Annotated in this window: 20 protein-coding genes and 1 tRNA gene; 4 read left to right on the forward strand and 17 right to left on the reverse strand. The window is 66.4% G+C overall.

Translation table 11 applies throughout. From position 1 onward, the window contains the following. Positions 1–50: 50 nt before the first annotated feature. The 9 genes from ACRARE_RS19700 to ACRARE_RS19740 all read right to left on the reverse strand — a co-directional run bounded on the left by ACRARE_RS19700 (position 51) and on the right by ACRARE_RS19740 (position 6,292). A complete protein-coding gene (locus ACRARE_RS19700) occupies positions 51–926 on the reverse strand; it encodes a carbon-nitrogen hydrolase family protein (protein WP_432658184.1) in 876 nt (291 codons plus the stop codon). Then, a complete protein-coding gene (locus tag ACRARE_RS19705; RefSeq protein WP_432658185.1) occupies positions 923–1,501 on the reverse strand; it encodes a GNAT family N-acetyltransferase in 579 nt (192 codons plus the stop codon). The genes ACRARE_RS19700 and ACRARE_RS19705 overlap by 4 nt, the downstream gene beginning before the upstream one ends. After that, positions 1,498–1,896 (reverse strand): ketosteroid isomerase-related protein, encoded by a 399-nt coding sequence (locus ACRARE_RS19710; protein ID WP_432658186.1) that lies wholly within the window; start codon positions 1,894–1,896, stop codon positions 1,498–1,500. The genes ACRARE_RS19705 and ACRARE_RS19710 overlap by 4 nt, the downstream gene beginning before the upstream one ends. Then, entirely contained in the window at positions 1,893–2,354 is a 462-nt protein-coding gene (locus ACRARE_RS19715; RefSeq protein WP_432658187.1) for an arsenate-mycothiol transferase ArsC, read from the reverse strand. The genes ACRARE_RS19710 and ACRARE_RS19715 overlap by 4 nt, the downstream gene beginning before the upstream one ends. Positions 2,355–2,361: 7 nt before the next feature. Continuing rightward, positions 2,362–2,841, reverse strand: a complete 480-nt coding sequence (locus tag ACRARE_RS19720; RefSeq protein ID WP_432658188.1) for a UPF0262 family protein — start codon at positions 2,839–2,841, stop codon at positions 2,362–2,364. 132 nt (positions 2,842–2,973) lie between these two features. Continuing rightward, positions 2,974–4,278: a histidinol dehydrogenase gene (gene hisD, locus ACRARE_RS19725; protein ID WP_432658189.1), complete on the reverse strand. Its 1,305-nt coding sequence runs from the start codon at positions 4,276–4,278 to the stop codon at positions 2,974–2,976. 96 nt (positions 4,279–4,374) lie between these two features. Continuing rightward, a complete protein-coding gene (locus ACRARE_RS19730; protein WP_432658190.1) occupies positions 4,375–4,848 on the reverse strand; it encodes a DUF2948 family protein in 474 nt (157 codons plus the stop codon). Further along, positions 4,845–6,113, reverse strand: coding sequence for a UDP-N-acetylglucosamine 1-carboxyvinyltransferase (murA, locus tag ACRARE_RS19735; RefSeq protein WP_432658191.1), 1,269 nt, complete (start codon positions 6,111–6,113; stop codon positions 4,845–4,847). Before murA ends, ACRARE_RS19730 begins: the two co-directional genes overlap by 4 nt. Positions 6,114–6,118: 5 nt before the next feature. Continuing rightward, the gene (locus ACRARE_RS19740) at positions 6,119–6,292 is read right to left on the reverse strand and encodes a hypothetical protein (protein ID WP_432658192.1); all 174 of its coding nucleotides are present in this window, start codon (positions 6,290–6,292) and stop codon (positions 6,119–6,121) included. 149 nt (positions 6,293–6,441) lie between these two features. On the opposite strand from ACRARE_RS19740, the gene ACRARE_RS19745 reads away from it, so the two are divergent. Next, positions 6,442–6,516, forward strand: a tRNA-Thr gene (locus ACRARE_RS19745). 166 nt (positions 6,517–6,682) lie between these two features. Here ACRARE_RS19745 and ACRARE_RS19750 read toward each other — a convergent pair. From ACRARE_RS19750 to ACRARE_RS19760, 3 genes are read right to left on the reverse strand one after another with little or no spacing between them, the layout of a single operon-like run. Beyond that, positions 6,683–8,923: a TRAP transporter permease gene (locus ACRARE_RS19750; protein ID WP_432658193.1), complete on the reverse strand. Its 2,241-nt coding sequence runs from the start codon at positions 8,921–8,923 to the stop codon at positions 6,683–6,685. After that, positions 8,920–9,426: a DUF1850 domain-containing protein gene (locus tag ACRARE_RS19755; RefSeq protein WP_432658194.1), complete on the reverse strand. Its 507-nt coding sequence runs from the start codon at positions 9,424–9,426 to the stop codon at positions 8,920–8,922. The genes ACRARE_RS19750 and ACRARE_RS19755 overlap by 4 nt, the downstream gene beginning before the upstream one ends. Beyond that, positions 9,426–10,406 carry a TAXI family TRAP transporter solute-binding subunit gene (locus ACRARE_RS19760; RefSeq protein ID WP_432658195.1) on the reverse strand — a complete coding sequence of 327 codons (981 nt, stop codon included), beginning with the start codon at positions 10,404–10,406 and terminating at the stop codon, positions 9,426–9,428. Before ACRARE_RS19760 ends, ACRARE_RS19755 begins: the two co-directional genes overlap by 1 nt. Positions 10,407–10,566: 160 nt before the next feature. On the opposite strand from ACRARE_RS19760, the gene hutG reads away from it, so the two are divergent. Genes hutG through ACRARE_RS19775 form a run of 3 tightly spaced genes read left to right on the forward strand, consistent with a single transcriptional unit; the run spans position 10,567 to position 13,572 of the window. Next, positions 10,567–11,370 (forward strand): N-formylglutamate deformylase, encoded by an 804-nt coding sequence (gene hutG / locus ACRARE_RS19765; protein WP_432658196.1) that lies wholly within the window; start codon positions 10,567–10,569, stop codon positions 11,368–11,370. A gap of 1 nt (position 11,371) precedes the next feature. Further along, positions 11,372–12,799 (forward strand): formimidoylglutamate deiminase, encoded by a 1,428-nt coding sequence (locus ACRARE_RS19770; RefSeq protein ID WP_432658197.1) that lies wholly within the window; start codon positions 11,372–11,374, stop codon positions 12,797–12,799. A 23-nt stretch (positions 12,800–12,822) separates the two neighbouring features. Continuing rightward, the gene (locus tag ACRARE_RS19775) at positions 12,823–13,572 is read left to right on the forward strand and encodes an IclR family transcriptional regulator (protein ID WP_432658198.1); all 750 of its coding nucleotides are present in this window, start codon (positions 12,823–12,825) and stop codon (positions 13,570–13,572) included. An 85-nt stretch (positions 13,573–13,657) separates the two neighbouring features. On the opposite strand, the gene dctP is transcribed toward ACRARE_RS19775, so the two are convergent. From dctP to ACRARE_RS19800, 5 genes are read right to left on the reverse strand one after another with little or no spacing between them, the layout of a single operon-like run. Further along, positions 13,658–14,635 (reverse strand): TRAP transporter substrate-binding protein DctP, encoded by a 978-nt coding sequence (gene dctP, locus ACRARE_RS19780; RefSeq protein ID WP_432658199.1) that lies wholly within the window; start codon positions 14,633–14,635, stop codon positions 13,658–13,660. A gap of 21 nt (positions 14,636–14,656) precedes the next feature. Beyond that, positions 14,657–15,541 (reverse strand): SMP-30/gluconolactonase/LRE family protein, encoded by an 885-nt coding sequence (locus ACRARE_RS19785; protein WP_432658200.1) that lies wholly within the window; start codon positions 15,539–15,541, stop codon positions 14,657–14,659. Positions 15,542–15,564: 23 nt separating this feature from the next. Next, positions 15,565–17,454: a bifunctional sugar phosphate isomerase/epimerase/4-hydroxyphenylpyruvate dioxygenase family protein gene (locus ACRARE_RS19790; RefSeq protein ID WP_432658201.1), complete on the reverse strand. Its 1,890-nt coding sequence runs from the start codon at positions 17,452–17,454 to the stop codon at positions 15,565–15,567. A 16-nt stretch (positions 17,455–17,470) separates the two neighbouring features. Further along, positions 17,471–18,766, reverse strand: coding sequence for a TRAP transporter large permease (locus ACRARE_RS19795; protein WP_432658202.1), 1,296 nt, complete (start codon positions 18,764–18,766; stop codon positions 17,471–17,473). After that, positions 18,759–19,280, reverse strand: coding sequence for a TRAP transporter small permease (locus ACRARE_RS19800; protein WP_432658203.1), 522 nt, complete (start codon positions 19,278–19,280; stop codon positions 18,759–18,761). Before ACRARE_RS19800 ends, ACRARE_RS19795 begins: the two co-directional genes overlap by 8 nt. Positions 19,281–19,328: the final 48 nt, after the last annotated feature.

The raw sequence follows: 19,328 nt of genomic DNA on the forward strand, positions 1-19,328 counted from the left end.
GACCGTGTCGCGTAAATGGGCGCAGAACGGCAGGAATTCAAGGAAATAATCTACCTCAGGTCGCAGGTTTCGACGGAATCGCCGCCCGCCTGCTCGTCCCAGTGCTCCAGATTGCGCACCCGACCGGCATTTCGCACATGGCGCACGGCGGCCAGGTCGACCTCGGCATAGGTCCAGCCGGGCTGGTTCAGCACCCCTTCGGCCACCACGCCCGTGGGCGGGAACCCCTCGTCGGGCGGACCGAAGATGCCGCCCATGCCGACGCTGACATCCACGGCCTCCAGCGCCGGAAAGTCGCCCACGATCGAGGACATGACCGCAACGCATTGATTTTCCAGCGCCCTTGCCATGGCGCCGATGCGCACCCGCCAATAGCCCTCCAGCGCGTCGGTGGCCGAGGGCACCAGCAGCAGCTCGGCGGCGCGCTGTGCGCGGGCCTGAAGGGGAAACTCGCTGTCATAGCAGATGTTGATCGCGATCTTGCCCAGGGCGGTGTCGAAGACCTTCAACTCGGGCACGCCGGTCACCTGCCAGGGGTCGCGTTCCCACAGGGTCATCACGACCTTGTCCTGAAACCCGGTCTGGCCGCCCGGCGTGTGCAGATGCGCCCGGTTGACGATCCGCCCGTCGCCCAGGACCACCGGCCCCGAGGCGCCCAGGATATGCACCCCGTGCCGCGCACAGAGATCGCGGTGCAGCTGGTTCACATCCTCCATGACGTCCGAGACCTGCCGCGTGGCCCGGGCCAGATCGGCGCAGGCCTCGGCCCCGCCCAGGGTCGCCAGCTCCATGGCGCCGTATTCGGGAAAGACCAGCAGATCGGCCCCCTGCCCTGCCGCTTCGCCCACCCAATGGGTCAGCTTGGCCTCGTAGTCGGCCCAGGTGTCGAAACGGGTCAGCGGATAGGCGGCGGCGGCGATCTTCATAGGGTCTTCATCCAGAATTGCAGCGGGTGAGAGGTCTGTTCGCTGTCGCCGATGTCGGTCCAGCGGAAATGCGCGACGACCCCGGGCAGCGGCGCATAGCCGCGCTTGCGCCAAAAGCCGTCCAGCGGGCGGTAGCCCTCGGGGCGTGCCGGGTGATCTTCGGGGCGCTGCACGCCGCAGAAGGCCGAATAGCGGCGGCCCAGGGCGCGGGCGTGGGCCTCGCGCGCGTCAAAGAAGGCGTGCCCCAAGCCCTGGCCGCGGTATTCGGGCAGCAGCACCGACTCGGCACAGTAGAAGATCTGGTCCAGCGGTTCGGGCCGGGCGGCGAAGGGGGCGGCGAAATCCTCGGAATGCGCCTCCATCGCCATGCCGGTGGCGACGCCGACGATCCGCCCTGCGTCGATGGCGGCCACGACCACGGCGCTTTCGGCCTGATACTCGGTCAGGTAGCGCCGTTCATAGGCCAGGTCGCCATCGTAAAGGTAGGGCCAGGCGCGGAAGACCTCGATGCGCAGCCGGGCCACATCATCCAGCGCCCCTTCCAGCGCGGCGCCGGTCAGCACCTCAACCTTCATGCGGAAACCTGGGCCACCCAGTCCGCGAGGTTGTAATAGGTCGTGACGCGGCAGATCAGCCCGTCCTCGTCGATGTCGAAGAAGCTGCCGGCGGGCAGGCGGTAGGTCTGACCCTTGGCCTCGGGCAGGCCTTCATCGGTGGCCAGATAGGTGCCGTTGACCACGAACTCGGCCGCCATGCGACGCCCGCCCTCGGCCTCGAACAGCACCATGTCGGTCAACAGTTCCTTGTAGCAGCGGGTCATATGGGCGTTGAACTCGGCAAAAAGCGCCTTGCCCACGCGCACCTGGCCCTCGTTCACATGGTGGCGCACATCCTCGGACAGGCAGTCGAGCATGGCGTCGGTCTCGCCCGCGTTGAAGGCGTCGAAATAGCGCTGGAGTATCTGGGTCATGCGGCCTCTGTAGGGGGACCGAAACGGTCCTTCAGTCGATTGATGATCTGGTCCCGGCTTTGCCGGTAGGCGTTCAGCTTCTGCTCGCGCGTCTCGCCAATGCCCGTGGGATCCATGATCGGCCAGTACTCGACGTCAAGATGAAAATAGCGCGTCAGCTCCAACGCCGAGCGCTGGCTGGCGGGCGACAGGGCCACCACCAGGTCAAAGGACGACAGGTCGTCGCCCCAGTCCTGCATCTCTTCGAAAGAGCGCGAGCGGTGGCGCGACAGTTCGACCCCCAGCTCTTGGCAGACGGCGATGGCAAAACCGTCGATCTCGAGGTCGTTCTTCACCCCCACGGACTGCACGTAGATATCCATGCCGTAGAGCTTCTTCATGATGCCCTCGGCCATGGGGGAACGGACCGCGTTGTGGTCGCAGCAGAACAATACCGATTGCGGACGTTCCGCTGACAAGGGTCCGTTATCCTCCGAAGTGCAGCACGCAGATCAGCGTGAACAGCCGTCGCGCGGTGTCGTGATCCACGATGGCCTTGCCTTCGAGTCGTTCCTCAAGCACCCGCGCGCCTTCATCATGGATGCCCCGGCGCGCCATGTCGATGGTTTCGATCTGCGCGGGCGGCAGATTCTTCACCGCGTCGAAATAGCTTTTGCAGATGGCGAAATAATCCTTCACCACCTGGCGGAACGGGCCCAGCGACAGCAGGAATTGCGCCGCCGGTTCGCCCGTCTCGGTCTGCACGTCGAAGACCAGCCGCTTGTCGCGGATCGACAGGCCCACCTTGTAGGGGCCTTCAGGCACGATGCGGTCATCCCGCTTCGGCAGGGTGAAAGAGTTCTCTTCCATCAGGTCGAACATGGCCACCCGGCGTTCCTGCTCGATCTCCGGGGTCGGAGGCGGCAGGTTGCGGTCGTCCAGCTCTATTTGCGCGATATGGGACATGGCGTGTTTCCCTCGGGCTCCTGTCAGCGCAGTTCTGGCAGCCAGATTATGCTGCGCCGCAGAAAAACGCCACAAATTCTTACCCGAAGGTTAAGATTGCGCGACAGGGATACGACGTAAACGTGACGTCACTCAACCCTCGTTCAGCTTGTCCAGGCGCGCGCGGACCGAAAGACCATGCGCCTCAAGGCTTTCCGAGGTGGCCAGCCGTTCGGCGGCGGGGCCGATGGCCTTCAGCGCGGCGGGGGTCATCTGCGCCAGGGTGGTCCGCTTCAGGAAGTCGAGGACCGACAGACCGGAAGAGAATCGGGCCGAGCGCGCGGTCGGCAGAACGTGGTTCGGCCCGCCGACGTAGTCGCCGATCGCCTCGGGCGTCCAGCCACCCAGGAAGATGGCCCCGGCGTGCTGGCATTTCTCGGACAGTTTCAGCGGCTCGGCGGTGCAGATCTCCAGGTGTTCGGGCGCCACACGGTTGGACAGCGCCGCCGCCTCGTCCAGGTCGCGCACGAGGATCACCGCGCCATAGTCGCGCCAGCTGGCGCCCGCGATCTCGCGCCGCTCCAGCGTCTCCAGCCGCGCCTCGACCGCCGCCACGACCTTGTCGGCCAGATCCGGGCTGTCGGTGATCAGGATCGACTGGGCGCTTTCGTCATGCTCGGCCTGGCTCATCAGGTCGAGGGCCAGCCAGTCGGGATCGTTGTCGGCATCGGCGATCACCAGGATTTCCGACGGACCGGCGATCATGTCGATCCCCACCTTGCCGAAAACGCGCCGCTTGGCGGCGGCGACAAAGGCATTGCCGGGGCCGGTGATCTTGTCCACCGGCCGCACCGTCTCGGTGCCATAGGCAAAGGCCGCCACGGCCTGGGCGCCGCCGATGCGATAGATCTCGTCCACCCCGGCCAGGCGCGCCGCCAGCAGGACCAGCGGGTTCACCTTGCCATCGGGCGTGGGCACGGCAATGGCCAGCCGTTCCACCCCGGCCACCTTGGCGGGAATCGCGTTCATCAGAACGGACGAGGGATAGGAGGCAAGGCCGCCCGGCACGTAAAGACCCGCCGCCGACACCGGCGTCCAACGCCAGCCCAGCGAGGCGCCGTCGGGATCGGTCCAGAAGGCATTCTCGGGCATCTGGCGCACGTGATAGGCGCGGATGCGCTGTGCCGCCGTCTCCAGCGCCTGTTTCTCTTCCGCCGAGACCTGGGCGCAATAGGCGTCGATCTCTTCAGGGGTGAAGGCCAGGGTGTCGGGGGTCAGCTCCAGCCGGTCGAATTTCGCCGTCAGCTCGACCAGGCAGGCGTCGCCGCGGGCGCGCACATCGGCGATGATCGCGGCCACCGTGTCGTCCACATCGGGGCTGTCCTCGCGCTTGGCGCCCAGCAGGGCGGTGAAGCGGGTTTCGAAATCGGCGTCGGCGGTGGACAGGAAATGCGGCATGGGTCTCTCCGAAGGTCGGATCTCTCTAGACCGAAGCGGCGGCGGGGTTCAAGCAAGGGCGCGCGCGGCCCGCCGCCCCCTGCCCGCCTGCCGGGATCAGTCCTCGTGCCCGGGCACCCGGCCCGAAGGGGCGCGATAGGGGCGCGTCACGTCCTTCAGCACCGCTTCCAGCGCCTCGACCTTCAGCCGGATCGCGCCATCGCCCGCCAGGGTGATCTCGACCAGCCCCGAGGGCGGTTCGGCATCGGGCAGGAAGGACAGCGCCAGGGGCGACAGGATCATCTCGGGATCATCGCGGCTGACCCCCTGCGAGGCCACGGCCTCGACATTCTCGAAGACCAGCATCGAGCGCACCCGCTCGGCCCCGTGCCGGTCGCGCGCGGCGTCTTCCCAGCGGAAGCGGTTCAGCAGCATGGCAAAGCGGCGCTCGTCGCGGAACCAGCGCATCTCCGACACCGGCAGCACCGCATCCTGGATCAGTGCCGACAGCACCTGCAAATCCTCGGCGGTCAATGCACCCAGGTTCAGCGGCGCCTCGCCGCCATCTTCGAAACGCGCGTCCTCGGTCATTGGCCCGAAATCCGTTCAACCTTGGCGCCGCAGGCCTGAAGCTTTTCCTCCAGCCGCTCGTATCCGCGATCCAGGTGATAGACCCGGCTCAGCACCGTTTCGCCCTCGGCCGCCAGGCCTGCCAGGATCAGCGAGACCGAGGCCCGCAGGTCGGTGGCCATTACCGGCGCGCCCTTCAGCCGCTCGACCCCGTGCACCGTGGCGGTGCCGCCGTGGACCTCGATATTGGCGCCCATGCGGCCCAGTTCCGGGGCGTGCATGAAGCGGTTCTCGAAAATCGTCTCTTCCAGCACCGAGGTGCCCTCGGCGGTGCACAGCAGCGCCATCATCTGCGCCTGAAGGTCGGTGGGGAAGCCGGGGAAGACCGCCGTGGTCACATCGACGGCCTGGATGCGGTCGCCGCGACGGCGCACCTTCACGCCCTTTTCGGTGGCTTCCACGTCAACGCCCGCCTGGTCCAGCTTCTCGACGAAGGCGCCCAGCAGGTCCAGGCTGCCGCCGACGCATTCCACCTCGCCCCCGGCGATGGCCGGGGCCAGCATGAAGGTGCCCAGCTCGATCCGGTCGGCCACCACCTGGTGGGTGGCGCCGTGCAGGCGGTCGACGCCCTGGATCTCGATCCGGTCCGTGCCCTCGCCCTCGATCTGGGCGCCCATGGCGCGCAGACATTTCACCAGGTCCACGATCTCAGGTTCCCGCGCGGCATTGGTCAGCACCGTGGTGCCCTTGGCCAGGGTGGCGGCCATGACGATGTTCTCGGTCGCGCCGACCGAGGCGAAGCGCAGGGCGATCTCGGCCCCTTTCAGCCCGCCGGGCGCCTTGGCGTAAAGGTAACCGTCGCGCAGCTCGATCTCGGCACCAAGCGCCTCGAGGCCATGCACGTGCAGATCCATCGGCCGGGCGCCGATGGCGCAGCCGCCGGGCAGCGAGACCTCGGCGTGGCCTTCGCGCGCCAGAAGCGGGCCCAGCACCAGGTTGGAGGCGCGCATCTTGCGCACGATCTCGTAGTCGGCGCGGGTCGAGGTCAGGTCGTGGCTGGACAGGGCCAGCACCTGGCCGTCCTGCATCGCCGCCACTTCGCCGCCCAGCGATTGCAGCAGCGCCGACATCGTCTTGATGTCCGACAGGCGCGGCGCATTGGTCAGCGTCAGCGGTTCTTCCGACAGCAGCGTCGCCGGCATCAGCGTCAGGCAGGCATTCTTGGCCCCTGCAATCGGGATGCTGCCCTTCAGCGGGCCATTGCCCGTCACCATGATCGAATCCATCTGCCCTAGTCCTCTTTACCGTTATCCGCGCCCGAGGCGCTGTCGTCCTCGCCGCGGCTGTCTGCATCCGCCCTGGCCCGCGCCTGCGCCTTGCGCCGGGCGAGATTCGCCTTCAGGGCCGATTTCAGCCTGTCCTCGCGCGTCTGCGCGTCTTTTCCAACGCTCGTTTTCCTTGCCATAGGCCTTCTGTAAACGAGCTGCAAAAAAGCGTCCAGTTTGTGCTTGCACCCTCGGCGGTTTGCGTCTAAATCCCCGCCCACGGCAGCCGGAGACGGCGGCCACGGCTACGGGCCACGCCAGATGCGACACCGCAAAACGGCCCCCGGATGCTGCTGTAGCTCAGAGGTAGAGCACTCCCTTGGTAAGGGAGAGGTCGAGAGTTCAATTCTCTCCAGCAGCACCACTAACCTCCTTAGGTGAAACAACAAAAATCCCCACCCCGCAGGGCGTTTCCGCGTCTTGCGCCGCGTGATTCGTGCCGCGCGCGCTCTGCGCCCCCTACCCCGTTCTCAAAGGAAAACGGGCGACGCTATTGCGCCGCCCGCTCACTCCCCCTCTACCTTCCGGTCTCAGGCACTGGGAGAGGCAACCGCCGGGGCTGGACGTGCCAGGATCGCCAGAACGATCAGGGCGCCCACGGAGATTGCAATCATGTTGGTCGAGATCAGCAGCAGACCCGCCAGGGTCAGCACCAGCTTTTCCCACAGGGCCAGGCTGCGGCGGAACCAGCCGATATAGGCCGCCGACAGGGCCAGCACGCCCACCAGGCCCGACAAGAGCGCGGTGATGAACTCCAGCCAGGTGAAGTCGACGAAGAGCAGCGACGGCGCGTAGATGAACATGAAGGGCACCAGCGCCTTGCCCATCGACAGGCGGAAGGCCGTGGTGCCGGTGGTCATCGGTTCCGACCGGGCCAGACCCGCCGCCGCATAGGCGGCCAGCGCCACCGGCGGCGTCACATCCGCCAGCACCCCGAAGTAGAAGACGAAGAAGTGCGTGGCGATCAGCGGCACACCGAATTCGGTCAGCGCGGGCGCCGCGATGGAGGCCAGGATGATGTAGGTCGGCGTCGTCGGGATGCCCGCGCCCATGATGATACAGGCGATGGCGACGAAGATCAGACCGAAGAACAGCGCCATGCCCTCTTCCGACAGCAGGCCGGTAAAGTCGATCGCGGTGACCCAGCCCGCCAGGTCATGGGCCAGTTCGACCACGGCGGCCGAGAACTTGAACCCAAGGCCGGTCAGGGTGGTCATGCCCAGCAGGAAGCCCACGCAGGCACAGGCGGCGCCGATGGCCAGGGCGAACTTGGCCCCATCCTCGAAGCCGCGCACCAGACGCGGCGGCGTCAGCACGGTCGAGGTGTCCATCGCGGTATTGCCGAACTGGCGCATGATCAGCGGCACATAGCTGCACACGATGGTCAGGATGATGCCCCAGAAGGCCGCCAGGAAGGGCGTGTACTGCATCAGCAGCATCGCCACCATCACGCCCAGCGGGATGAACAGGTGCCAGGACTTGGCCAGGACCTTGCCGAACTGGGGGATGTTTTCCTTGGTCATGCCGGTCAGGCCCAACTTCTTCGCCTCCAGGTGCACCATCAGCAGGATGGCGATGTAGTGGAAGGCGGCGGGCACGATGGCGATCAGGATCAGCTCGTTATAGGGCACGCCCAGCATCTCGGTCATCACGAAGGCCGAGGCCCCCATGATCGGCGGGGTGATCTGCCCGCCACAAGAGGCCGAGGCCTCGGTCGCGCCGGCAAAGCGCCCCGAGAAGCCGGATTTCTTCATCAGCGGAATGGTGAAGGCGCCGGTGGTCACGGTGTTGGCAATGGGCGAGCCCGAGATCATCCCGAAGAAGCCCGAGGAAACGACCGAGACCTTGGCCGAACCGCCAGAGGCGCGGCCCGCAATGATCGTCGCCAGATCGATGAACAGCTGCCCCAGCCCCGACATCTGCGCCAGGATCCCGAACAGGACGAAGTGGAACACATAGGTCGCCACCACGCCCACGGCGACGCCGTAGATCCCTTCGGTGCCGATGAACAGGTGGTTGATGATCCGGGTGATCGTATAGCCCCGGTGCGCGAAGATCCCCGGCAGATAGGGCCCGAACAGCGCGTACAGAAGGCAACCGATGCCGATATAGGCCAGGGTCGGGCCCATGGTGCGGCGGGTTGCCTCCAGCGTCATCATGATCGCGATCAGCCCCATCATGTAGACGGGCTGCGGCGGATTGCCGACGTTCTCGATGAAGATGTGGTGGAACCCGAAGGACAGATAGGCCGAGAAGCCCGCGCCACAGGCGGCGAAGATCCAGTCGCGCAGGGCGACCTTTTCCGGGTCGGCGCCCGGGCGGTTGAACGGCAGGGTCAGCCCGATCAGCACCAGCACCACGGCGATGAAGACATAGCGGATCGCGCCCTCGGGCAGCGAGGGCACCATCTGCCACAGCAGGTACAGGTAGAAGGCCGCGAAGATCCCGGACTGGAACCACAGGCCCGGCGTCGGCTTTGCCCGCTTGCGCGGGAAGACCAGGAAGATCAGCCCCATGACGAAGGCCAGGTGGATCGTCCGGTGCATCACCTCGTTCAGCAGGCCGAAACCTGCGGTGTAGACATGGAACAGCGACAGGATGACCGAGGTCACCGTCACCAGGATCGCAACCGGGCCGACCAGGTTGCGGAAATTCGATTCCGAATCGTATTCACGAACCAGCGCCTCGACTTCGTCGGCGGTGAACTCGTGATCGCCGTCCGCGGCGGTGTGGCCGCGGTTGTCGGACTTCGGGGGGCTTTCTTGCGTCACTCGGGTGTCTCCTCGTCACAGGGGGCAAGGGTAAGCGCCGAATGCCCGAGGCTGGCCAGGGGCAGCTCGGTATCGGCGACATGCAGCGTGTTCTTGAACTGCGCCTGGATGCGCAGCGGGATCGGGCCGGTATAGCGGTGCATGTCGAGAATGAAATGACCATTCTCGTGGCGCCAGCCGGTGGCATCCATGTCATTGGCAATCGAGGGCAGCCCGGCACCATGGGCCATGAAGACCTCGCTGGTTTGCAGGATGCGGCCCGCGTCGATCCGGTAGGTATCGGTGACCGGCGTGCGCGACACGGAATGAATGAAACTTAGCTCGAAACGGCCCTCGGGGCCCAGGGGCACGCGCCGGATCAGCGCCTGCGCGCCACGGGTTTCCGTCAGGCACAGGAAAAGACCCGGCTCCGCCGCCCAAAGGGCAGCGGAGCCGGAAATCAGGGAGAGGATGGCGGCCAGAACCGCCATCCCCGCCCGGCGCAGATATCCGCGCCGGTGCATTACTTCGCGACACCCTTCTCGGTGTAGTAGGTCTCGGCACCCGGGTGGACCGGGATCGAGACGCTTTCCAGCGCGGTGTCGATGGCAATGCGCTTGCCCATCGGGTGCACCTTGCCCAGGGTCTCGGTGTTCTCGTAGAGCGCCTTGGTCACGGCATAGACCACGTCTTCGGAGACATCGGCATGGGTCGCCCAGATGGCGCGCACGGCCAGGGTCTCGACGTCGGCGTCGATGCCCTTGTAGCTGCCCGCGGGCACGGTCGAGTTGGCGTAGTAGGGCTGGGTCTCTTGCAGCTTGGCAATCGCCGGGCCGTTCAGCGGCACGATGGCGATGTCATGGCCGTTGGCCAGGTCGGTCACCGACGAGGTCGGCAGGCCGGCGGTGATCAGCGAGGCGTCGAGGTTGCCGTCTTTGATCTTGTCCACGGACTGGGCGAAGGACGAATAGTCTTCGTTGATGTCCTCACGGGTCATGCCGTGCGCTTCCAGCAGGTCCCCCAGCAGCTGCCACTGGCCCGAACCCGGCGAACCCGAGGAGACCGACTTGCCCTTCAGGTCCTCGAAGGTGGCGATGCCGCTGTCGGCGCGCACCACCAGCTGCACGGTTTCCGGGTACAGGGCGCCGATGGCGCGCAGGTTCTCGATCGGCTCGCCTTCGAACTGGCCCTTGCCGTGGAAGGCGGCGTCCAGGATGTCGGCGGCGACGAAGGCGGATTCGATCTCGCCACGACCCAGAAGCTGGGCGTTTGCGACCGAGGCGTTGCCGGTTTCGGCGGTGGCCGACAGCTTGGTTTCGGGCAGCTCGGCGGTGTTCGAGATCAGCTGGGCCAGCATCCCGCCCAGCGGGTAATAGGTGCCGCCGGTGCCGCCGGTGGCGATGCCGAAGAAGGTGCGGCTTTGGGCCAGACCGGGGGTGGCGATGGCCGCCAGGGTGGCGGCGGCGGCGGAGGTGCCAAGGAAGTGGCGCCGGGAAAGGGTCATGTGAAATCCTCCTGGATCTGTTGGTCCCCCGCAGGCGAAAGGGCGCGGCCCCGGGGCCTGCGGGATGGATGAACAGATCTTGACCTTCAGATTTTGCATGTCAATATCTGATTTCAAATATGAAATGACGCCGACCTGCCGGTCAGGAGAAGACAAACCCATGGAAACAAACCTCTTTTTCCAGACATCCGGGGCATCGCCGTTGCTGCTGAACGTGCCGCACGCGGGGACCGACCTGCCGGACCCGGTGCGGCAGGCGCTGAAACCCGAGGCATTGGACCTTTGCGATACCGACTGGCACATGGACCGGATCGCCCGCGACGTGCTGCCCGAGGGCGCCAGCCTCATGGCCGCCAAGGTCTCGCGCTACGTGGTCGACCTGAACCGGCCAGCCGATGACGTGCCGCTCTATTCAAGCGCCACCACCGGGCTGATCTCGACGATCGACTTCGACGGCACGCCCCTTTACCGCGACGGGATGGAGCCCGACGCCGCCGAGCGCGCCGCCCGCATCGCCACCTACTGGCAGCCCTATCACGACGCCCTGGCGGCCGAGATCGAGCGCATCCGCGCCCAGCACGGCTATTGCCTGCTGCTGGACGTGCATTCGATCCGCAGCCGCATTCCCCGCCTCTTCGACGGGCGCCTGCCCGATCTGAACCTGGGCACCAATGTCGGCGAAAGCTGCGCCCCCGCCCTGTCGGATGCGGCCTATGCCGCGCTTCAGGACAGCGGCTTCAGCGCCGTGCGCGATGGCCGCTTCAAGGGTGGGTTCATCACCCGCAACTACGGCCAGCCCGCCCGGGGCGTCCACGCCCTGCAAATCGAGATCGCCCAGGACTGCTACATGGTCGAGCAAAGCCCCTGGACCTATCTGCCCGAGCGCGCTGAACGGCTGAAGGGCGCCCTGTCGGGCCTGATCGCCGCGATGACCGACTTTACCCCCGCAGCGGAGTTCTCCTGACATGACCGCCCCCCAGATGTCTGCTCCTGAGCTTTCCGGCGCGCATTTCCACCTGGCCCTGACCCCCGAGGGCTGGCAGCGCAACCTGTCGGTGCATTTCGCCGCCGATGGCACGATCGCCACGATGGCCCGGGACGACAACCCGGACGCCCTGCCGGTCTATGAAAACCCGGTGGTGCCCGGCATCACCGACCTGCACAGCCACGCCTTCCAATATGCCATGGCCGGGCTGACCGAAGTGCGCCGCAACCCGGTGGACAGTTTCTGGTCCTGGCGGGACATGATGTATTTCTTCGCCCTCAACCTCTCGCCCGAGGACATGCGGGCGGTGGCGGCGCGGCTCTATCTGTCGCTGCTGAAGGGCGGCTATACCGGCATCGCCGAGTTCCACTACGTCCACAACGACCTTGACGGCAGCCGCTATGCCCGCCCCGAAGAGCTGTCGCTGGCGATCTTCGAGGCCGCCCAGGCCACGGGGCTGGAGCTGACGCACCTGCCGGTCTTCTACGCCCATTCCGACTTTGGCGGCGCCGCGCCCAACGAAGGCCAGCGCCGGTTCATCCAGGGCCTGGACGGCTATGCCGAGATGATCGAGGCCCTGCGCGGCCCCGCCGCCGCAGCCGGTCACGTCCTGGGCATCGCGCCGCATTCCCTGCGCGCCGCCACGGCGGAGGAGATCACCACGCTTCTGGCCCTGCGCGATGACAAGCTGCCCGGCTGCCCGGTGCATATCCACATCGCCGAGCAGATGAAGGAGGTGAACGACGCACTGGCCTTCAACGGACGCCGCCCGGTCGAGCAGCTCTACGACTTCGCCCCGGTCGACGACAGCTGGTGCCTGATCCACGCCACCCACCTGACCGAAGCCGAGGTCAGCCAGATCGCCCGCTCTGGCGCCGTGGTGGGCCTCTGCCCGCTGACCGAGGCGAACCTGGGCGACGGCATCTTCCCGGCCACGGATTTCCTGACCCAGGGCGGGGTTTTCGGCATCGGGTCGGACAGCAATATCGCCACCGTCGCGGCGCAGGAACTGCAATCGCTGGAATACAGCCAGCGCTTCCGCGACCGGCGCCGCAACGTGCTGGCCGCCACCGACCAGCCCCATACGGGCACCAACCTCTGGGCCCGCGCGGCCCTGGGCGGGGCCCAGGCCGCAGGCCGACCCACGGGCGCGATCACCCCCGGCGGCATGGCCAGTTTCGTGGAACTGACCAGCCCCGAACCCGCCGGTCTGGCCGCCACCGCCCCCGAAGCCAGCCTTGATTTCCACATCTTCGCGGGCCGGGGTTTCCATGTGGGCGACGTGGTTGTACGCGGGCGTAGGGTGGTCCAAGCTGGGCAGCACCCGCAAGAACAGGCGATCCTCGCCGACTACGCCGCCGCGATGACGCGCATTGCCGACCGGCTGAACGCGCGCGGCACCAGCTAAGCCCGGGGAGGGCCGCATCGCCCATGGCGAAGGAACCAGACTACCGTTCGAACTCGCTTCTGCGCGGCCTGAGCATCCTGGAATGTTTCGACCACCGCCATGCGGAAATGACCCTGACCGAGATTGCCGAGGCGATCTCGGTCACCAGTTCCGCCGCCTATCGCTTTGTCGTCACCCTGGAGCGCGAGGGCTATCTGTCGCGGCAGGACAATCGCTATCGGCTGGCGCCGCGGGTGATGGATCTGGGCTATCGCTATCTGGCCTCTCTCGACGTCTATGACGTGGCGCGCCTGCCTGCGGATGCGCTGCGCGACGCCACCGGATTCACCGTGCATGTGGCGGTGCTGGAGGGGACGGACATCGTCTATGTCTACCGCGCCCTGTCGGACCGCTCGATGGTCTCGAACGTGCCCGTAGGCAGCCGCCTGCCCGCCTTTTCCACCACCATGGGCCGGGTCCTGCTGTCGGACCTGCCCGAGGCCGAGCTGGACCGGCGGTTCGAGGGCTACGCCTTCGAACGGATGAGCCCCTCGGCGCCGCGCTCTCTGGCCGAGCTGAAGCCGCTTTTGCGCGCCGACCGGGCGCGGGGCTATGTGGCGCAAAGCTCGCATCTGGCGACCGGCACGGTGTCGATTGCCGCGCCGCTGGTGTCGCGCCACGGGCGCTACATCGCGGCGATGAACCTGTCGGGCCACGAGGTGCAGATGATCGTCGATCAGGACAATGTGGCCCGCGTCCTGTCCACCGCGCGCGAGATCTCGGCGCTGCTCTGATCCCACCTGAAACGCGAAAGGGGCGGCCAAGGCCACCCCTTCCCGGCCCCGCCAACGCGGGGCCCTTTGCAGTGCTGGCAACGGATCACAGACCGTTGATCGCCTCCAGCATACCCTCGGGCCAGTTGTCGGACATCGGCGAGTTCAGGTACTGCTCTTGCGCATAGGCCTGGAAGGCGGCCAGGTCGGGTTCATAGACCTTCAGACCCTTGCCCTCGAAGTATTCCACCAGCTCGGCTTCCTGATCCAGGTACTGCTGATCCGACCAGGCGGTGGCCTTGTCGGCAGCCGCCTGCATGGTGGCCTTCTGCGCATCGCTCAGGTCGTCCCAGACGCGCGACGACACCAGCAGCATCCCGAAGCCAACGTTGTGGCCGGTCAGGACGATCTGGTCGGTGACCTCGTCGAACTTCATCTGGCGGTTGTTGGGCAGCGGGTTGTCCTGGCCGTCCACGACGCCCGATTGCAGGGCGGTGTAAAGCTCGGTGTAGGGGATCGGCACGGGGTTGGCGCCCAGGGACTTGCCCAGGAACTGCCAGCTTTCGCCGCCCGGCATCCGCAGTTTGACGCCCGACAGGTCGGCGGGGGTCATGTACTCGGCATCGCCCTTCAGGTTCAGGTGACGGGTGCCGTAGTAGAAGGTGCCGAGGATCTCGACGCCCAGCTCTTCACGGGCCAGCGCCTTCAGCTCTGCGCCCACTTCGCTGTCGAAGATGGCCTTCAGGTGGGCCTGGTCACGCACCACATAGGCGGCGCCCAGGATGTCGAACTCGGGCACCTGCTGGGCCAGGTCCGACGGCGGCAGGCCGGCCATCTGGATGTTGCCACGTTGCAGGCCGACCAGCTCGGTGCCCTGCTTCATCAGGGTGGCGCCGAAATAGGGCTGGAAGGCGAAATCGTCGCCCAGCTCGGCCGCGAAGATCTCGGTCATCGCCTTGGAACGCGGCACTTCGGCCGGGTTCACGTCCGAGAAGATCAGCTCGACCTGGGCCGAAGCGGCCCCGGCCAGGCCCAGCACCAGCGCGGCAGCGGCGGTGACATTGCGGAAGTTCTTGTGGATCATGGTATCCTCCCTTTGATCACGTCAGATGTTGAACAGGTTTTCCGGCACGCCCTGCCCCACCCCCTCGATGGCCAGCACGGATCCGGCCAGGGGCTCGGAGGCCAGCTGCTCATCGCTGAGGAACTTGAAGGCAGAGGTGACGAAAAGAGTCTTCAGGTCCCGCCCGCCGAAGCACAGGCAGGTGGGATTGGTGACCGGCAGGGCAATCTGCCGGTCCAGGCGGCCATCGGGTGCATAGCGCACCACCTGGCCCCCTGCGAAGAAGGCCTGCCACAGGCAGCCCTCGGCATCCACGCAGGCCCCGTCGGGGCGGATGCCACTGGCGCTGTAGTCGGCCAGAACCTCACGGCTGGTGATCTCGCGCCCGGTCTCGTCAAGGCCAAGGCGCCAGGTCACGTGGCGGCGGGTATCGGTGAAATACATCGAGCGCCCGTCGGGGGCGAAGGCGATCCCGTTCGAGACGATCACATCCTCCAGCATCCGGGTCATCGTGCCGTCGGGGTCGACGCGGTAGAGACCGCCCAGACCCTGGCTCAGCCCGTTGTCCATGGTGCCGATCCACAGGCTACCCTGGGCATCGACACGCCCGTCGTTCAGCCGGGTCGCGGGCATCGCCTCATCCGGGGTCACGGCAAAGGGCGTCCAGTCGCGGCTTTGGGCGGCGCGGTGCACCAGCGTCAGGTCGCGCGCCGCGATCAGCCCGCCCGAACGGGTCATGGCGATCGAGCCCAGGTAGGTGCCGGGATGGGCCTCTGCCTCGGCGGCGCCGCTGTCGGGATCCAGCTGCCACAGGGTGGGCTGTTCGATGTCGATCCACCACAGGCGGTTGGCGGCGGCATCCCACAGGGGCGTTTCCCCCAGGCGGGCGTCTACCTTTTGCACGACATCGACTTTACGTTCGGACACTTCTTGCTCCTCGGCGGGTTGGGTCAGGTGCGCGGGATGCCGGGTTGCGGCATCAGGCGACGTTGGGCGGCGATCCGGAAGGGCGCGTTCGGGGCGCCATAGCCCACGTAGCCACCCTTTCGCTGGACGATCTCCAGGAAGATCCCGTCGCCGACGCTGCGGGTATAGACTTGGAAGAAGGCGCCATTGGCGTCTTCGTCATACAGGATGTTGCCACGCCGCAGCCGGTCGGTGAACTCGGGCTCCAGCCCCAGGCGCGCGGCCAGATCGTCGTAATAGTTGTCGGACATCGGCAGGGCCTCGAAGCCGGTCTCGCGCAGGGCCTCGGCGGTGGCGAAGATGTCGTCGGTGGCAAAGGCCACGTGCTGCACCGAAGAGCCGAAGCTGTCGGCGATGAAGCGGCCCGCGAAGGTGCGGTGCGTCTCGGCGCCGTTCAGGGTCAGGCGCAGGGCGCCATCGGGGCTTTCGATCGCCTGGCTGCGCACCAGCCCGCCCGGGTCCACCACGTCAACGGTGGCCTGTTTCGCCACGTCGAACAGCGACAGGTAGAACAGCGACCAGGTCAGCATTTCCTCGTAGTTCATCGTCTGACCGATATGGTCGATCCGGGTCAGCCCGGCCTCGGTCGCGGCACCGCCGGGGGCGGGTTCGAACTCGATCTCCCAGACCTTGGCCAGGTCCGAGCCGTGGTCGATGAAATGCAGCAGGCCAGAGCCCACGCCGCGAATGGCGGGAATGTCCAGCTCGCCCGGGCCCACGGGCTGGCTGAAGGGCGTCGCGCCCAGGGCGCGGGCGCGGGTCACCGTGTCGGCAGCGCTGTGCACCGTCAGACCCACGTCGCAGATGTTCAGACCATGGGCGATATGGGCGGTATGGGCAAAGCCCTCTTGCTCGGTGTTCAAAACGATGCGGATCTCGCCCTGCTGCCAGACCTCGACCTGTTTCGACACATGCTTGCCCGCCCGGCGGAAGCCCATCGAGGACAGCAGCTTGCGCAGCCCCTCGGCCTCGGCCTCGGAGGCGGCGAACTCGACAAAGGCCACGCCCTCGGCCTCGACCCGGGCGGGGATGTCGGGGGCGGTGATCTTCAGCTCGGGCTCGGCCCGTTTCACCTGGTCCATCAGATAGACCAGCGAGCGGTGCCCGTCCTGGGCGATGGCCCGCGGGCTGCCGCCGCGGAACTGGTCGTTGAAGACCTCAAGCGAGATCGGCCCGTCATAGCCGGTGGCGGCCACGGCCCGCATGAAGCCGGTGACGTCCAGATCGCCCTCGCCCGGCATGTTGCGGAAGTGGCGCGACCAGTACAGCAGATCCATCTCGATCAGCGGCGCATCAGCCAGCTGCACGAAGAAGATCTTGTCGCCGGGGATGCGGCGGATGCTGTCGGGGTCCAGCTTGCGGCCCAGGGTGTGGAAGCTGTCGACGATCAGCCCGATATTGGGATGATCGGCGCGGCGCACCACCTCCCAGGCGTCGCGGTGATCCCAGACATGCTTGCCCCAGGCCAGGGCCTCGTAGCCGACGCGCAACCCGCGTTTGCTGGCCCTATCGCCCAGCTCGGCGAAATCGGCGGCCATGCGGTCGATGCCGCCCAGGGCCTTGGGGTGGCAAGAGGAACAGACCAGAACCAGGTCGGTGCCCAACTCCTGCATCAGGTCGAACTTGCGCTCCATCCGGTCAAAGGCGCGGGTCCGCTCGGGTTCCGGCAGCCCTTCGAAGTCGCGGAAGGGCTGGAACAGCGAGATCTCCAGCCCGTGATCGCGCACCATCGCCCCCACGTCGCGGGGCGAGGCGTCGAAGGCGATGAAATCCTGCTCGAAGATCTCGATCCCGTCGAAGCCGGCCGCCGCGATGGCGGCCAGTTTCTCGCGCAGATCCCCGGCAATGCAGACGGTGGCGATAGAGGTTTTCATCCGCGATCCTTTCCGATCAGCCCTGGTAGCCCAGCAGGCGCGGCAGCCAGAGGACGAAGTCGGGCACGAAGGTGATGATCATCAGCGCGATCAGCAGGGCGATCAGGAAGGGCCAGAGGTCGGCGATGATCCGGCCCAGCGGTTGCTTTGTGATCGAAGAGACGATGAACAACAGCAACCCGTAGGGCGGCGTGATCAGACCGATCATGCCGTTGACCACGCAGATCACCCCGAAATGCACCAGGTCGATCCCCAGCGATTGCGCCGTGGGAATGAAGATCGGCACGATGATCAGCAGGATCGCGCTGCCTTCCAGGATACAGCCCAGGGCCAGGAACAGCAGGTTGATGGCCAGCAGGAAGCCCACGGGGCCCAGGTCGTATTGCCCCAGGAACTCGGCCAGCTGATCCGGCACGTTTTCGCGCGTCACGACATATTGGAAGGTCAGCGCCCCCGCGATCAGGATCCCCACCGTGGCGGTGGAACGCGCCGAGGACAGCAGCGTCTGATAGAACTGCCCTGCCGTGACCGAACGGTAAAGCACGACCGAGATCACCAGCGCATAGAAGGCGGCGACAGCGGCGGCTTCGGTCGGCGTCATGATGCCGCCGTAGATGCCGCCCAGCAGGATCACCGGCAAGAGCAGCGCGGGGATGGCGCGGAAGGTGACGCCGGGCATCTCGCGCAGCGGGATCGCCTCGTCCACGTCGAAGCCGCGGCGATGCGCGATGGTCAGGTTCATCACCATCAGCACGGCGCCCATCAGAAGGCCCGGCATCATGCCCGCCGCGAAGAGGAAGCCCACCGACTGGTCCGAGACCAGCGCGTAAAGCACCATGGGGATGGAGGGCGGGATGATCGGTCCGATGGTGGCCGAGGCGGCGGTGATCGCGGCGGCGTAGCTGGCGGTATATTTGCCGTCCTTGGTCATCATGTTGATGATGATCTTGCCCATGCCCACGGCATCGGCCACGGCCGAGCCCGACATGCCCGAGAAGATCAGCGAGGACACCACGTTGACATGCCCCAGCCCGCCCCGGAACCGGCCCACCAGGGCCTGGCTGAAGCGCAGCAGCCGGTCGGCCAGCGAGCCGATGTTCATGATGTCGGCCGCCAGGATAAACAGAGGAATGGCCAGCAGGGTGTAGCTGTTGAACAGCCCCTGAAGCAGGGTCTCCGAGGCAATCGAGGGGTCGAAGCCGCGCAGGATCAGATAGACGGAAGAGCCGCAGATCATCGCCAGCCCCATGGACAGGCCCCCAAAGGCCAGGAAGGCGATCAGCAGGATCGAAACGGTAAAGGGATCAGTCATAGTCGTGGGTTCCCGCCGATTTGGGAGTGTCGAAGCCCGGGCCAACGCCGCTCAGGCCGCGCCAGATGGAGATGCCGCAGCGGATGACCACCGACAGGGCAAAGGGCACGTAGATGGCGAAGACGTAGTCGAAGCGGATCTTCATGTAGGAGGTGCTCTCGATCGACATGAAGTCGATGTAGCCCCAGACCTTCGGCAGGGTCCAAAGGAAGATGCCCGCGCAGATGGTGCCGGTGATCACGTCCAGCGCCCGGCGCGCCCAGCGGGGCAGCGCGGCGTAGATGATGTCGAGCCGGATCACATCCGCCTCGCGCACCACGAAGGCATAGCCGAAGAGGATCCCCCACAGCCAGGCGATAGAGACATATTCCACCGTCCAGCCCAGCGGCAGGTTCAGCACGTAGCGGAACACGATCTGCACCAGGAAACTCAGGAAGAGAGAGCCGAGGATCAGCGCCAGGATCACCTCGGCCCCGGCCCTGCCCCATCCCGCTATGGTCTTTAGTCGCTCCATGTCCCCCCCGTTCGCTTACCTTGGGTGCGGATTGCCAAAAGCCCCGGC

Origin of the sequence: Pseudooceanicola aquaeponti (assembly GCF_050897975.1) — a bacterium.
Lineage (GTDB): Bacteria > Pseudomonadota > Alphaproteobacteria > Rhodobacterales > Rhodobacteraceae > Pseudooceanicola.

Excerpts from the sequence above, each read along its gene's own strand:
- hisD (WP_432658189.1), bottom strand. The coding sequence starts at position 4,278 with ATGCCGCATTTCCTGTCCACCGCCGACGCCGATTTCGAAACCCGCTTC.
- hutG (WP_432658196.1), top strand. The coding sequence starts at position 10,567 with ATGGAAACAAACCTCTTTTTCCAGACATCCGGGGCATCGCCGTTGCTG.
- ACRARE_RS19775 (WP_432658198.1), top strand. The coding sequence starts at position 12,823 with ATGGCGAAGGAACCAGACTACCGTTCGAACTCGCTTCTGCGCGGCCTG.
- ACRARE_RS19790 (WP_432658201.1), bottom strand. The coding sequence starts at position 17,454 with ATGAAAACCTCTATCGCCACCGTCTGCATTGCCGGGGATCTGCGCGAG.
- ACRARE_RS19720 (WP_432658188.1), bottom strand. The coding sequence starts at position 2,841 with ATGTCCCATATCGCGCAAATAGAGCTGGACGACCGCAACCTGCCGCCT.
- ACRARE_RS19740 (WP_432658192.1), bottom strand. The coding sequence starts at position 6,292 with ATGGCAAGGAAAACGAGCGTTGGAAAAGACGCGCAGACGCGCGAGGAC.
- murA (WP_432658191.1), bottom strand. The coding sequence starts at position 6,113 with ATGGATTCGATCATGGTGACGGGCAATGGCCCGCTGAAGGGCAGCATC.
- ACRARE_RS19710 (WP_432658186.1), bottom strand. The coding sequence starts at position 1,896 with ATGACCCAGATACTCCAGCGCTATTTCGACGCCTTCAACGCGGGCGAG.
- ACRARE_RS19730 (WP_432658190.1), bottom strand. The coding sequence starts at position 4,848 with ATGACCGAGGACGCGCGTTTCGAAGATGGCGGCGAGGCGCCGCTGAAC.
- ACRARE_RS19760 (WP_432658195.1), bottom strand. The coding sequence starts at position 10,406 with ATGACCCTTTCCCGGCGCCACTTCCTTGGCACCTCCGCCGCCGCCGCC.
- ACRARE_RS19800 (WP_432658203.1), bottom strand. The coding sequence starts at position 19,280 with ATGGAGCGACTAAAGACCATAGCGGGATGGGGCAGGGCCGGGGCCGAG.
- ACRARE_RS19705 (WP_432658185.1), bottom strand. The coding sequence starts at position 1,501 with ATGAAGGTTGAGGTGCTGACCGGCGCCGCGCTGGAAGGGGCGCTGGAT.
- dctP (WP_432658199.1), bottom strand. The coding sequence starts at position 14,635 with ATGATCCACAAGAACTTCCGCAATGTCACCGCCGCTGCCGCGCTGGTG.
- ACRARE_RS19770 (WP_432658197.1), top strand. The coding sequence starts at position 11,372 with ATGACCGCCCCCCAGATGTCTGCTCCTGAGCTTTCCGGCGCGCATTTC.
- ACRARE_RS19755 (WP_432658194.1), bottom strand. The coding sequence starts at position 9,426 with ATGCACCGGCGCGGATATCTGCGCCGGGCGGGGATGGCGGTTCTGGCC.
- ACRARE_RS19795 (WP_432658202.1), bottom strand. The coding sequence starts at position 18,766 with ATGACTGATCCCTTTACCGTTTCGATCCTGCTGATCGCCTTCCTGGCC.
- ACRARE_RS19700 (WP_432658184.1), bottom strand. The coding sequence starts at position 926 with ATGAAGATCGCCGCCGCCGCCTATCCGCTGACCCGTTTCGACACCTGG.